The organism is Pseudomonas sp. MWU12-2319, assembly GCF_023242525.1.
In the GTDB taxonomy this organism is placed as follows: domain Bacteria; phylum Pseudomonadota; class Gammaproteobacteria; order Pseudomonadales; family Pseudomonadaceae; genus Aquipseudomonas; species Aquipseudomonas gingeri_D.
In genome coordinates this window covers 24,297-36,438 of the sequence record NZ_JALJES010000010.1, presented here as the reverse complement: position 1 = coordinate 36,438, position 12,142 = coordinate 24,297, and the positions used below count along the sequence as shown (strand labels likewise).

Genomic DNA, 12,142 nt, shown 5'->3' with positions numbered 1-12,142 from the left:
GCGCTGCTGCATACGGCACAGCGCAGGTTAAAGCATAAACGTTGGTCGGGCCGCCAACGGAGAATTGCTGTGCCTGAAAGACACCCAGCCTCGCCTTCCATCCCTCGCCCGCAGGCTCTGACCGAACGCGCCTTGTCGGCCCTGGAGCGCTTCTCGCATATCGAAGCCGTCAGCGGCATCGTGCTTCTGCTGGCCGCGATTGCGGCCCTTATCTGGGCCAATAGCCCCGTCGCCGACTCCTACGAACATTTCTGGAACACCCCGCTCACGGTGGGCCTGGGCGATTTCGCGGTCTCGCGCTCACTGCACTTTCTGGTCAACGATGGACTGATGACCATCTTCTTCCTGGTGGTAGGGGCTGAAATCCGCCAGGAGATCAAGGACGGGGCACTGGCCAACCTGAAGCTGGCCACCCTGCCCCTGGGTGCCGCCTTGGGCGGCGTGCTGATGCCGGCGATCATCTACACCCTGCTCAACCACGGTACCCCGGCAGCCAACGGCTGGGCCGTCCCCACCGCCACGGACATTGCCTTCGCCGTGGGTGTCCTTGCCCTGTTGGGCAAATCGATTCCAAGCGGGGTGCGCGTCCTGTTGCTGGCCCTGGCAATTATCGATGACATCGTCGCCATCCTGATCATTGCCCTCTTCTATGCCGCCAGCCTGGATTACCTGGGCCTGGTGATCGCGGCTGGCGGCCTGTTGCTGGTGCTGGTGTTTCAGCGGATGGGCATCGGCAAGGCCTATGCGTACCTGCTGCCGGGGGCTATTGTCTGGTTCGGGCTGTTGAAGACCGGCGTGCATCCGACCCTGGCAGGCGTGATGCTCGGCCTGATGACCCCGGTCAGTTCCCGGCCCGCCAAGGAACAGCCGCTGGAGACTATCGGGCGGACGTTCCAGGAGCTGATGGATCGATTTTCCGCTTCGGGCGATAGCCCACAGACCGTGGCCAAACCCCTGAAGCAACTCCGGCAGGCCCAGCGGGAAATGTTGCCGCCGGTCCAGCGCGTTCAGGCCGGGTTGCATCCGTGGGTGGCGTTCGGCGTCATGCCGCTCTTCGCACTGGCCAACGCGGGCGTCAGCCTGCAGGGGGTCAATCTGGACGATGGGCTTTCCCTGCATGTGTTCATGGGCGTGATACTGGCGCTGGTACTGGGCAAACCCCTGGGGGTCATGCTGGCCAGCGTGGTTCTGGTCAAGCTGAACATCTGCAGGCTGCCTGAAGGCGTGACCTGGAGTGGTGTCGCCCTGGTCGGCCTGCTGGCAGGTATTGGATTTACCATGTCGATTTTCATTTCGTCGCTGGCGTTTACCGACCCGAGACTACTCTCGGCGGCAAAACTGAGCGTGCTCGCCGCGTCGTCCCTGGCGGCGGTGTTGGGGTTGCTCTGGGGGAGGACCCGATTGAAAGGATGAATGCGGCGCCTGCGTCGGCAAGACGGACGACTGGAACCGCACCCTCGATGCCCGACGTGGCCAAGGGCATTACGGCGTCACTTCCAAGGCAAGCGGATAGAACCCTCGGCTCAACCGCTTGCCGTGTCACGAAACGCGTCGGCGTTCAGGCCGAATGCCACTTGCAGATCGATCATAGACACCCCCGAGGTGGCCCTTGAGCTTTGCGACGCTCACCATGAATATGAAGGACCCAAGCAAAACCAGGAATAAAGCAAATCACACTCAACCACATCACACCCTCATCGCCGCCGACATCAGCGCAGCACATAGCTTTTCAATACAAAAAACAAAACAAAAACAGCACAAACAATAAAAATATCTCCCAGTGCCTTCAGCGCGCAAGAAATCCTACTATCTGCCCGCACACACTTAATTCTCTCCCGCCCATCATCAACCCTTTGGACTTCCCGGCTTAGAATCTCCCTCTTTGCATAACCATAGAAGAATGCACACCAAGTCAAGACCACCACCAACACAACTCGAACGATGTCGCCATCGGTAACGGGAGCGAGATCTTCGGAAAACAGATATACATTGAAACCCAGAAAAATAAGTATCAACCCAAATACCGGCAGCGCATACCTCCCCCCGGATCCAACCCTAAGATTTTTCACAATCCTAAACGGCTGAAACTCTTTCTCCAATTTCAACCTAACCTCAAGAGCAGCCGAGTAATACGGCAAAAAAAGAATTGTCCCCAACAGAAACAGTATCAATGCCACGGTCACCTCTCCCTCATAACAGTCAGCACGCTCCAAACTTGAGCTTGCATCGCTGCTTATTTTTTGTCTACGTCAATAAAGCGGCCTTGGTATGGTGTCATTGACCTCCCAGCCCCCTCAGCCACGTCACGTAGTACAACCGAAGCCCAATTAGTTGCTGGAGAGCAGCCGGATGACCATCGAGCAGGTTGATGCTGAAAGTGTTCTGGCCAATCCGAGTTGCTTTCGTCTACCGCCGGGTGGAAATCAGAGGTGTTACGCTCGCCACCTACCAGCGTCCAGTTTTGAAGAGAAAGTCGTCAATGCCCAAGGCCACCCTTCTTGCCGCCTGTATCATCTTCATATCACTACAGTCGGCGGCCTATGCCGCCGATGGCTTTTACGTCAATCCCGGATCAACTGCCGCGCAATGGGTGAAGACGAACCCCCAGTCGCCTCTTACGGCAAAAATCCAGGCGTCGATTGCCGGTGTGCCCAGCGCCCGCTGGCTGACCGGCACCAGCCAGACAACGGACAAGCTCACCGAGACCGTCAGCCATTACGTTGAAGCGGCCAACAAGGCCGACAAAATCCCTATCCTGGTTGCGTACAATTTGCCGGGACGTGACTGTAGCGGCGGAGCCTCTGCTGGCGGTGCGGCGAATGCTGCGGATTATCGAGACTGGATAGATCGTTTTATCACCGGCATTGGCGACAAGCCTGCCGTGGTCATTCTGGAACCGGATGCACTGGCAGACAGCGAATGCCTGCCCCCACAAAAGCGCGATGAACGCCTGGCCTTGTTCAATTATGCGGTGTCCGGGTTCAAGCAGCATGCGCCCTCCACCGCTGTTTACCTGGACGCGGGGAATGCGGGCTGGAAACCTTCAGGCACCATGGCTGGCTACTTGAATGCGGCGGGCATGAAGAATGCGCGGGGCTTTGCGTTGAACGTCTCCAACTTCTACACCCTCGATCAATCCCGTATCTACGGCGACGCGATCAATGCCACGTTGTCCGCTGATTACGGCTATGCAAAATCCATGGTGATCGATACCAGCCGCAACGGTAATGGCGCCACTTCCGGCGACTGGTGCAATCCTTCGGGGCGCAAGATCGGCCTACAACCCCAGGCAATCACCCCGGAGGTGCTGGCTGTCTGGGTCAAGATTCCGGGCAACTCGGATGGTTCGTCCTCAGCGACCCGAAACTGCCACGGTGGCCCAGCAGCCGGAACGTTCAGTCCCGATCTGGCTGAGCATTTGATTGACGGGAATTAACAGCCTTCCAGACAGCAGGCGAAAGCAGCATGACCGCGACAAGAAAGGCCACCTGAGACAGATAGAAAGACGCCAGCCACTGCTGATTCAGCGCGACGTAGTAAGTGTTATGGGCAACGTCAGCCACGATAATCGCGGCGGTGAGGGCAATGCCGGCCCTGGGCTTGATGAATAGCAGCAGCGCGGCCAACGGATCAAGGAAGGTCAACGCGCCCCAGAACACACGGCTGGCCCAGTGCGCACTTTCCCCATACCCGTAGTCCCAGAAGAATCCGTGCTGAAAGTCCGCTCGCAGGTGGTTGGCGGTGGCAGCCAGCAGACAACATGCGAACAACACACGGATGACGAAAGACAACCTGGGCATAGCGTGATTCGCTTGTGTGAAGTGGGCCCGACAGGATATCGGGCAATCACGCCACTTTCTCCAAGAATCGACAAGGTATTACCCGGTCATTCAAAGCACCCTGCGCCCCTCCACCGGATACCCCGGATCAGTAAAACCATGGGTCGACGCATGCCCAGGCACAACAAGACCATCAACCAATTTCTCGTCATCAGGTCCCAGTTCCAACCCAAGTGCCTCCATGTAGCTATCCCAATGCGCCTCGGTACGCGGACCCGCGATAGCAGCGCTGATCAGCGAGTTTCTCAACACCCAGGCGATCGCAAAGGCAATGGAAGTGGTCCCACGCTCCGCCGCATGACGGGCAATGGCCTGGGCAATTGCCAAGGACTCAGGACGCCATTCGGTCTGCTGGATACGCTTGTCGCCACGCCCGGCGCGGGTGTCCGCGGGAGGTGGTGCATCCGGTGCATATTTGCCGCTCAACACGCCACGCGCCAATGGACTGTAGGGCACGACACCCAACCCATAATTACCCGCCACCGGCAGTTGCTCGACTTCCGCCATGCGGTTGACGATGTTGTACAGCGGCTGGCTGACCACCGGCCGCTCGATGCCCAGTTGGTCGGCGATACGGACCATTTCGGCAATGCGCCAACCATGGAAATTGGACACCCCGTAATAACGGATCTTGCCTTGGCGAATCAGATCGCCGACCGCACGAATCCCCTCCTCCATCGGTGCGTCAGTCAAGGCACGGTGAAAATACAGGATGTCGATATAATCCGTGCCCAGACGTTTGAGGCTGGCTTCGACGCTTTGCATGATCCACTTGCGCGACTGGCCCTGTTCGTTCGGGCCGGCGGTCGCGGACGACGGATAGCCAAACTTGGTGGCCACCACCCAACGATCACGCTGCTCGGCAATCGCACGGCCCACCACTTCCTCTGAACGGCCGGCATGATAGGCATCGGCGCTGTCGATAAAGTTGATACCGCTGGCACCGGCCTTGTCGATGATGCGCCGGGAGGTCGCCTCGTCGGTCTCACCGCCAAACATCATGGCGCCCAGGCACAGGGGAGAAACTTTCAAGGCGCTGCGGCCCAGATAGCGGTAGTTCATCAGTCACCTTCCATCAGCGTTGAAACAGGATGGCCGAGCAGGTGCCCAAAGCCGTGACGTCATCCTAGTCACAAGCCGATTGATGATTAAGACCAAAAAAACGCATTCGATCATGAGCCAGACTCATGAGTCTTCGGAATAACGCAGGGCCGCGATCACCAAGGCCAGCGCCCGGGACGACTGCCGACGGCTGGGGTAGTAGATATGCAATCCGGGAAAGGTCGGAAACCAGTCTTCGAGTACCCACTGCAAGCGCCCGGCGGCGACATGGGGCGCGGCAAGGTCCTGCGGAATGAACGCCAGCCCGCAGCCGCTGAGGGCCGCTTCGAGCATCTGATAGGAACTGTTGAAGGTCAGTTGTCCCTCTACACGCACCTGCAGTTCGGTCTTGCCCTTTTTCAGTTCCCAGGGATAACAACCGCCGTGGGTGGGCAAGCGCAGGTTAATGCAATTGTGCACGGCCAGATCTTCGGGCTTGCGCGGCGCCGAGTGAACTTGCAGGTAGGACGGTGCAGCAACGATAACCATCCGCAGATCCGGCGCGACGCGTACCGCGATCATGTCCTGGGCCACCTGATCGCCCAGGCGTACGCCAATGTCGTAGCGCTCGGCGACGATATCGGTCAACCCGTAGTCGGTCATGATTTCAATCTTGATATCGGGATACTGCGACATGAACGGCGCCAACCTCGGCCATAGCACGCTGTTGGCCGCGTAATCGGTGGCGGTGATACGGATGGTGCCGCGCGGGCTGTCGCGTAATTCGGTGACCTCGGCCAACCCGGCATCGATCTCCTCAAAGCGCGGAGCCAGGTTGTTGTACAACTGCTCGCCCGCCTCGGTTGGCGCCACACTGCGCGTGGTGCGGGTCAGCAGACGTACGCCGAGGCGTGCCTCCAAGGCGCGGATGGTGTGGCTCAGGGCCGATTGTGAAACACCCAGCTGGGCGGCGGCGCGGGTAAAGCTGCGCTCGCGGGTCACGGCGAGAAACGCCAGCAGATCGTTGTAACTTTCCCGGGCCATTGATGAGTTCCTGCCATGAATAGCCGGGATTATAGCGCCATGGCCTTTCGAGCACTCATGAACTGCGCTCATGACTTCATGCCGGTTAATGATCTTAATGAATCTATCCGAGCCTCTTAACATGGGATACGGCTGCTACCGCGGCATTGCCTTTCATCCCTGGAGTCGACTCAATGAAAATATTAGCCAGCGCCTTCGCCACCTTGTGTTTCTCGCCCCTGGTCGGCGCCGACCAGGGCCTGCCCCGCCCCGATCCAAAACCCTCGCCGGAAGTGCTTGAAGTCACTCCCCAGCTCTACAACTACACCACCCGGTTACTCTTCGGCGAAGTCTGGAAACGCGAGGAACTGGCGCCCCGCGACCGGAGCCTGATCACCGTGGCTGCACTGATCGCCCAGGGTCAGGCCGCACAACTGCCTTTCCACCTGAACCGGGCGATGGACAACGGCCTGACTCAAACGCAGGCGGCAGAAGTAGTGACCCACCTGGCGTTCTACGTGGGTTGGCCAAAAGCGATGTCGGCGGTGCCAGTGTTGAAGGAAGTGTTCGATACCCGGGACAAACAAGGCTGATTGATGAATCTGCCTCACAAGGTAAAGCAGGTTTGGTTGGCTAATCAATCCATTGCTCGCCCCGTATATTGATCCGGCCCAACATCCGGGCCTACCGGCCTCGGCCATTCAGGTAGACGTAACGGACGCCCCAACGGAGAAATGAACATGACAAACGTCACAGTGGTGATTGGCGCCGGCTCCATCGGACAAGCCATCGCGCGGCGGGTCAGCGCGGGCAAGCACGTGCTGCTGGCAGACTTGCGGGAGGAGAATGCAGCGGCGGCCGCCAAGGTCCTCAGCGATGCCGGATTCGAGGTCACCACGGCGAGCGTCGATGTTTCTTCACGGGCATCGGTTGAAGCGCTGGTGCAGACCGCCACGGCCATCGGCGATATCACCGGCGTGATTCACGCCGCCGGGGTCTCGCCCTCTCAAGCGTCTCCGGCGACGATCCTGCGGGTCGATCTTTACGGCACCGCGCTGGTACTGGAAGCCTTCGGCAATGTGATCGCCAAGGGCGGTTCGGCCATCGTTATCGCCTCACAATCCGGGCACCGTTTACCCGCGCTGACACCTGAGCAGAACAAGGCTCTGGCCCTGACACCGGTCGACGAACTGCTGGCCCTGCCGATGCTGCAACCCGATCAGGTGACCGACCCACTGAACGCCTACCAGATCTCCAAACGCGGCAACTCCCTGCGGGTCATGGCCGAAGCAGTGCGCTGGGGCAAACGCGGGGCGCGAGTCAACACCATCAGCCCGGGCATTATCTTTACCCCTCTGGCCCGGGATGAACTGTCGGGGCCGCGGGGTGAAGGCTATCGGCGCATGATCGACTCCTGCGCGGCAAAGCGCGGCGGCACGCCCGATGAAGTCGGTGCGCTCGGTGCCCTGCTGATGGGGCCGGAAGGCACTTTCATTACCGGTAGTGACTTCCTCATGGACGGCGGGGTGACTGCCCAATACTGGTACGGCGAGCACCTCCAGTAAGGTCCTGCCGACCAGGCGATATTGATGGTCGCAGGCCTGGCGATCAAGGCTTGGCGACATGCCAGACCTGGTTCACACCGTCACCCTTGGTGTCGCCCGGCTTGCCGTCCTTGACCCAGCTGTAGAGCGGCATGTCCTTGTAGGCCCACTGCTTGCTGCCGTCATCGCGGGTGACAATGCTGTAACCATCAGCCGCCTTGGCACCGGCAGCAGCGGGCAATGGCGGCCAGTTGATGGCGCAGGGCCCGTTGCACACGGATTTGCCGGCGGTGTCCTTGGTGAAGGTGTACAGGGTCATGCCCTTGGCATCGACCAGGACCTTGCCCGCACCGGTGTCAGCAACTTTGGCTGGCGCGTCGGCAAAGGCCAGGCCGGACAGGCAGGTCATGGCGACGGCAGCAGCAAGGGAGATTTTCTTCAGCATGGGTAGCTCTCTGTTTGTAGGGTAAGTCGGACCGTATGGGGATGGCGCAAGCAGCCGCCACATAGGGCAAACACCCGGCAAGACACTTTATTCGCCCACCGGGAAAATAATTGAGCCTTGTCGAATGGATGCGCGGACTTATTTCACAAACAGTTGCACGACACTGCCCAGCGCGTCGCCCAAGCGGGTTAAGCCTCAGCACGGCTGCCGCGCCCCTCACTTATTGCGCCGTCAGAAACTCACGATACTGCGCCGCCGTCTGCTCCGGGCGCTCGACCATCGGCAGATGGCCCACGCCGTCCCAGCACTCCAGGCGCGCATGGGGGATGCCGGCGATCCAGGTTTTTGCACTGGCCAGGGGGACCATGCGGTCTTCACGCCCCCACAGCAGCAGGGTCGGGACACGGATATTGTTCAGCCAGGGTTCCATGCGCGGGCTGTCATGGAAGTCGTCGAAGATTTCCGCCAGTTCAGGACGCCGATCGATATAGGTCTGCGACTCCGCCGCCAGCAACACGCCAGGTATCCAGGGGGGCGAGGCCATGGTCATGGAGAAGAACCGATCGAACTCCGCCCGCGAGTGGATCAGAAAAGGGTTCCTGCCTTGCTTGACCAACTCTTCCACTTCATTGGGTTGCGGCAGGTTGACCCCCACCGGTCCCATCAACGCCAGGGACAGCACCCGCTCCGGAAAATGCGCCGCCAGCCAGGTGCCGACGTAAGCGCCCATGGAGCTGCCGACCACATGCACCTTGTCGATCCCGCTGGCGTCCAGCAGTTCGACCATGCGTTGCGCCTGGGTCGCGATACTGTAGTCGCCCCCCGTTTCGAAACCACTTTTGCCGTGCCCGGCCAGGTCGGGAATGATCACCCGGTGGTCAGCAACGAAGGATCGCGCAAAGCGCAGCCAGAGGTTCTTGTCGGCACTGAAACCGTGGATCAGCAACAGCGGCGGCGTGTTGCTTTGAGTCCCGCCCTGGAAGGTCGACAAGGTCATCCGCTCAATCGCCACCGGGACTTCCTTCACCCGGGAGAGCCGTGCTTCCAGACTCGTGATCAGGTCAAACAGCAGACCTCCTACACGTGGATAGGTCCACCATCCCCATACGACGAGGAGGACGATCAGGGCAAGGATCAGGAACATCAACACTTCTCCGGAACAGGGTTGGCGAAACCAGTCTCCGCGCGACCGGTCGAGTCATAAAAACAGAACAGGCATCCGCCAGCAAGGTGCCTTGGCGGATCGGCATGCCAACGCTTGAGTGGCTTCTGATAGGCTGCCAGGCCGGACAATCCACACAGCCAGGCTCAGCCCCATGATCAATATCCGTGTCATGACGATGGACGATTACCAGGCGGTCATCGACCTTATGCGCAATACACCCGGCATTTCCCTGCGTGACGCCGACTCCCGTGAGTCGACCGCCCGCTACCTGGAGCGAAACCCGGGGATGAGCTTCGTGGCTGAAGTCGACGGCGAACTCGGCGGTTGCATCATGTCCGGGCATGACGGTCGTCGGGGCTACTTGCAGCACTTGCTCGTGCTGCCCCGTTATCGGCGCCAGGGCATCGCCAATGCACTGGTCGAACGCTGCCTGTCGATCCTGGAAACCCACGGCATCCTCAAGTGTCATCTCGACGTGTTCAAGACCAATGAGGACGCGGCCCGTTATTGGCAAAGCCAGGGTTGGCAGCTCCGGCAGGATATCGACCGCTATTCGTTTACCCGCTCGGGCAATCAGAACGCGTGACGGAACGGCTCAATAAACCCAGGGCAGCAGGCGCCAGGTGCGCGCACGATAAGCCTCGTACTCTTCGCCAAATTCGGCCTTGAGCAAGGCCTCCTCCGAGTGCATGCGCGCAATCAGCGGGATCAGCGTCAACGCCGTCAGCAACACCCCGACACCGGAGCGAAAGGCCAGTGCCCAGCCCAGCGAGTTGACCAGCAGCCCGAGGTAGCTCGGGTTGCGCAAAACCCGATAGAGCCCGGTGGTCACCAGCCGATGCCCCGGCTGGATCGCAACCAGCCCGCTGAAGCGCTTGCCCAGCACAAACACCGGCCACATCCGCAACACACCGCCAACGGTAAACAGCAGCACGCCGAGCCAACGCACGCCCTCACCACCAAAGGTCCACCAGCCCAGGCGAGCCGTCCAGGGCACCAGCCCCACCAGCAGCAAGCCGAGGGCGCCGATGACCGGAATCACCCAGCGATTGCCGCGATCCTCGCGCACGCCGGAGCTGAGGTTGGCTTCGGTAAACAGCGCCGAGCCCGCCAACAACAGGGTCACCACGGCGATCGCGAGCAATGCGGGTTGGGCAGCAAAGGCCGACCAGCCACCGAATCCCCACACCGCCAGCCCGAGATAGCCCAGCGTCGCTGCCACGCTGAAAAACGCCAAGCGAAGTGAGATTTTCATATTGCCCTCGACGGGATAAACCTGATGCTTTCAGTGTAGAAGCATTCGTCCGAGCCAGTGATCGGCAACGCTCTAGCCCGCGGTTTACACGAAGTCCCCGGAAATCCGACTTATTCCATAAAAGCATCAACAAATTCTTTTATATTCTTTTATTGTTTATTCATGGACTGCAAGACTCGGCACCAGAATCATCCACCAAGTGTTGAGATCACCCATGAAGAAATTGACTGCCCTCACTGCCCTCACCCTCGCCGTCCTCTCGGGATTGGCCCATGCCGACCGCCTGGAAGACATCAAGAAATCCGGCGTTCTGCGCGTCGCCTCGTTCGACAGCAACCCGCCTTTCGGCTTTATCGATGCCAAGAGCAAACAGATCGAAGGCCTGGACGTGGACTACGCCAAGGCCATCGCCGACAAGCTGGGCGTCAAGCTGCAACTGCAACCGACCAACCCGGCCAACCGCGTCCCACTGCTGGTCGCCAACAAGGTCGACCTGGTCCTGGCCAACTTCACCATCACTCCGGAGCGCGCCGAGCAGGTCAATTTCAGCATTCCCTACTTCAGTTCCGGCCAGCAGTTCATCGTCAAGAAAGGCACCCTCAAGTCCCAGGAGGACCTGAACAAATGGCGTGTCGGCGTGGACAAGGGCACGGTCAACGAAGGCGTGCTGCGCGAGAAATTCCCCGGCGCCAAAGTCATCGCCTATGACGACACCCCGTTCGCCTTCACCGCCCTGCGCAACGGCAATGTCCAGGCCATTACCCAGGACGGTCCGAAGCTGATCGGCCTGCTGGCCAACGTCCCGGACAAGGACAAGTACGAAGTGCCGCCCTTCACCATTTCCAATGACCTGATCGGCGTCGGCCTGCCCAAGGGCGAGACCGCCCTGACCGACCTGGTCAACCAGACGCTGGTCGAGCTGGAAAGCAAAGGCCAGGCGCAGAAGATCTACGACACCTGGTTCGGCCCGGACACCAAGACACCGCTGGCCCGCCTGTACAAGATCGGCGACAAGAGCTGATCGCCCTCCCTGTCGTACACCCACAGCCCGCGCGGTTTTCCGCGCGGGCTCTTTGTATTCTGGATGGACACCGTGATTGATGTTTGGTGAATTGCTGGGCCCGCATTACCTGAAATGGCTGTTCGATGGCTTTCTCCTCACCCTGGCCCTGTCCGCCGTGGTCTGCCTGGTGGCCACCGGGCTCGGCTTCCTGGTCTGCCTCGCGCGCCTGGGCAGCTCGCGCCTGGCGTCCTGGCCGGCACGGGCCTACCTGGCGTTGTTTCGCAACACGCCGCTGCTGGTGCAATTGTTCTTCTGGTATTTCGGCCTCAGTGCCCTGCTGCCCGAAGGACTGGTGAGCTGGCTGAACACGCCCCATGAAGTGAGCGTGGCCGGCATTGAAATCAGCTGGCCGTCCTTTGAATTTATCGCCGGTTTCTGGGGGCTGACGCTGTATACCTCGGCCTTTATCGCCGAGGAGTTTCGCGCCGGCGTCGCCTCGGTGCGCCCGCAGCAACGCGAGGCCGGCGTGGCCATGGGCTTTCGGCCGGCACAGGTGTGGCGTTATATCGTCCTGCCCCAAGCCTTGCGCACCGCCCTCGGGCCGCTGCTGGGGCAATACATGAATGCGTTGAAGAACTCCTCGCTGACCATGGCCATCGGCCTCGCCGAGCTGTCCTACGCCTCGCGCCAGGTGGAGACCGAAACCTTCAAGACCTTCCAGGCCTTCGGCTTCGCCACCCTGCTCTACATCTTCAGCATTGCGCTGCTCGAAGCGGCCGGCCAATGGATCCGCCAAACCAAACGTTATCGCCAGGGAGCCGCATGAC

At 60.2% G+C, this 12,142-nt stretch carries 14 protein-coding genes; 7 read left to right on the top strand and 7 right to left on the bottom strand.

Annotation, left to right across the window (positions count from 1 at the left end; translation table 11 throughout):
- Positions 1–69 precede the first annotated feature (69 nt).
- Positions 70–1,413 (top strand): Na+/H+ antiporter NhaA, encoded by a 1,344-nt coding sequence (gene nhaA, locus M5C01_RS17220; RefSeq protein WP_178129855.1) that lies wholly within the window; start codon positions 70–72, stop codon positions 1,411–1,413.
- A gap of 296 nt (positions 1,414–1,709) precedes the next feature.
- On the opposite strand, the gene M5C01_RS17215 is transcribed toward nhaA, so the two are convergent.
- Entirely contained in the window at positions 1,710–2,177 is a 468-nt protein-coding gene (locus M5C01_RS17215; protein ID WP_152739629.1) for a hypothetical protein, read from the bottom strand.
- A 191-nt stretch (positions 2,178–2,368) separates the two neighbouring features.
- On the opposite strand from M5C01_RS17215, the gene M5C01_RS17210 reads away from it, so the two are divergent.
- The gene (locus M5C01_RS17210) at positions 2,369–3,436 is read left to right on the top strand and encodes a glycoside hydrolase family 6 protein (RefSeq protein ID WP_248764358.1); all 1,068 of its coding nucleotides are present in this window, start codon (positions 2,369–2,371) and stop codon (positions 3,434–3,436) included.
- On the opposite strand, the gene M5C01_RS17205 is transcribed toward M5C01_RS17210, so the two are convergent.
- The 3 genes from M5C01_RS17205 to M5C01_RS17195 form a co-directional block, all read right to left on the bottom strand.
- Positions 3,396–3,800 (bottom strand): hypothetical protein, encoded by a 405-nt coding sequence (locus M5C01_RS17205; protein WP_152739628.1) that lies wholly within the window; start codon positions 3,798–3,800, stop codon positions 3,396–3,398. The two genes, M5C01_RS17210 and M5C01_RS17205, sit on opposite strands and share 41 nt — an antisense overlap.
- Before the next feature lie 90 nt (positions 3,801–3,890).
- The gene (locus M5C01_RS17200; RefSeq protein WP_152739627.1) at positions 3,891–4,901 is read right to left on the bottom strand and encodes an aldo/keto reductase; all 1,011 of its coding nucleotides are present in this window, start codon (positions 4,899–4,901) and stop codon (positions 3,891–3,893) included.
- Positions 4,902–5,024: 123 nt separating this feature from the next.
- Positions 5,025–5,924: a LysR family transcriptional regulator gene (locus M5C01_RS17195; protein ID WP_152739626.1), complete on the bottom strand. Its 900-nt coding sequence runs from the start codon at positions 5,922–5,924 to the stop codon at positions 5,025–5,027.
- A gap of 173 nt (positions 5,925–6,097) precedes the next feature.
- Between M5C01_RS17195 and M5C01_RS17190 the strand changes: the two genes are divergently transcribed.
- Positions 6,098–6,496, top strand: a complete 399-nt coding sequence (locus tag M5C01_RS17190; RefSeq protein WP_152739625.1) for a carboxymuconolactone decarboxylase family protein — start codon at positions 6,098–6,100, stop codon at positions 6,494–6,496.
- A gap of 147 nt (positions 6,497–6,643) precedes the next feature.
- Complete coding sequence (locus M5C01_RS17185; protein ID WP_152739624.1) at positions 6,644–7,468, top strand: SDR family oxidoreductase; 825 nt, start codon at positions 6,644–6,646, stop codon at positions 7,466–7,468.
- A gap of 43 nt (positions 7,469–7,511) precedes the next feature.
- On the opposite strand, the gene M5C01_RS17180 is transcribed toward M5C01_RS17185, so the two are convergent.
- Both M5C01_RS17180 and M5C01_RS17175 read right to left on the bottom strand, forming a co-directional pair.
- Positions 7,512–7,892 carry a hypothetical protein gene (locus M5C01_RS17180; protein ID WP_152739623.1) on the bottom strand — a complete coding sequence of 127 codons (381 nt, stop codon included), beginning with the start codon at positions 7,890–7,892 and terminating at the stop codon, positions 7,512–7,514.
- A gap of 220 nt (positions 7,893–8,112) precedes the next feature.
- The gene (locus M5C01_RS17175) at positions 8,113–9,036 is read right to left on the bottom strand and encodes an alpha/beta fold hydrolase (RefSeq protein WP_152739622.1); all 924 of its coding nucleotides are present in this window, start codon (positions 9,034–9,036) and stop codon (positions 8,113–8,115) included.
- A 172-nt stretch (positions 9,037–9,208) separates the two neighbouring features.
- Here M5C01_RS17175 and M5C01_RS17170 point away from each other — a divergent pair, with 172 nt between their 5' ends.
- The gene (locus M5C01_RS17170; RefSeq protein ID WP_103496187.1) at positions 9,209–9,643 is read left to right on the top strand and encodes a GNAT family N-acetyltransferase; all 435 of its coding nucleotides are present in this window, start codon (positions 9,209–9,211) and stop codon (positions 9,641–9,643) included.
- Positions 9,644–9,652: 9 nt separating this feature from the next.
- On the opposite strand, the gene M5C01_RS17165 is transcribed toward M5C01_RS17170, so the two are convergent.
- On the bottom strand, positions 9,653–10,312 hold the full coding sequence (locus tag M5C01_RS17165; RefSeq protein WP_152739621.1) for an isoprenylcysteine carboxylmethyltransferase family protein: 660 nt from the start codon (positions 10,310–10,312) through the stop codon (positions 9,653–9,655).
- Positions 10,313–10,526: 214 nt separating this feature from the next.
- On the opposite strand from M5C01_RS17165, the gene M5C01_RS17160 reads away from it, so the two are divergent.
- Together M5C01_RS17160 and M5C01_RS17155 are read left to right on the top strand one after the other, a co-directional pair.
- Positions 10,527–11,333 (top strand): ABC transporter substrate-binding protein, encoded by an 807-nt coding sequence (locus M5C01_RS17160; protein ID WP_152739620.1) that lies wholly within the window; start codon positions 10,527–10,529, stop codon positions 11,331–11,333.
- A gap of 79 nt (positions 11,334–11,412) precedes the next feature.
- On the top strand, positions 11,413–12,141 hold the full coding sequence (locus M5C01_RS17155; RefSeq protein WP_152739619.1) for an amino acid ABC transporter permease: 729 nt from the start codon (positions 11,413–11,415) through the stop codon (positions 12,139–12,141).
- The last annotated feature ends 1 nt before the right edge of the window (position 12,142 follow it).

What these genes read in the sequence shown, in the direction of transcription:
- M5C01_RS17210 (WP_248764358.1), top strand. Translation starts at nt 2,369, where the DNA reads ATGCTGAAAGTGTTCTGGCCAATCCGAGTTGCTTTCGTCTACCGCCGG.
- M5C01_RS17205 (WP_152739628.1), bottom strand. Translation starts at nt 3,800, where the DNA reads ATGCCCAGGTTGTCTTTCGTCATCCGTGTGTTGTTCGCATGTTGTCTG.
- M5C01_RS17200 (WP_152739627.1), bottom strand. Translation starts at nt 4,901, where the DNA reads ATGAACTACCGCTATCTGGGCCGCAGCGCCTTGAAAGTTTCTCCCCTG.
- M5C01_RS17195 (WP_152739626.1), bottom strand. Translation starts at nt 5,924, where the DNA reads ATGGCCCGGGAAAGTTACAACGATCTGCTGGCGTTTCTCGCCGTGACC.
- M5C01_RS17190 (WP_152739625.1), top strand. Translation starts at nt 6,098, where the DNA reads ATGAAAATATTAGCCAGCGCCTTCGCCACCTTGTGTTTCTCGCCCCTG.
- M5C01_RS17185 (WP_152739624.1), top strand. Translation starts at nt 6,644, where the DNA reads ATGACAAACGTCACAGTGGTGATTGGCGCCGGCTCCATCGGACAAGCC.
- M5C01_RS17180 (WP_152739623.1), bottom strand. Translation starts at nt 7,892, where the DNA reads ATGCTGAAGAAAATCTCCCTTGCTGCTGCCGTCGCCATGACCTGCCTG.
- M5C01_RS17175 (WP_152739622.1), bottom strand. Translation starts at nt 9,036, where the DNA reads ATGTTCCTGATCCTTGCCCTGATCGTCCTCCTCGTCGTATGGGGATGG.
- M5C01_RS17170 (WP_103496187.1), top strand. Translation starts at nt 9,209, where the DNA reads ATGATCAATATCCGTGTCATGACGATGGACGATTACCAGGCGGTCATC.
- M5C01_RS17165 (WP_152739621.1), bottom strand. Translation starts at nt 10,312, where the DNA reads ATGAAAATCTCACTTCGCTTGGCGTTTTTCAGCGTGGCAGCGACGCTG.
- M5C01_RS17160 (WP_152739620.1), top strand. Translation starts at nt 10,527, where the DNA reads ATGAAGAAATTGACTGCCCTCACTGCCCTCACCCTCGCCGTCCTCTCG.
- M5C01_RS17155 (WP_152739619.1), top strand. Translation starts at nt 11,413, where the DNA reads ATGTTTGGTGAATTGCTGGGCCCGCATTACCTGAAATGGCTGTTCGAT.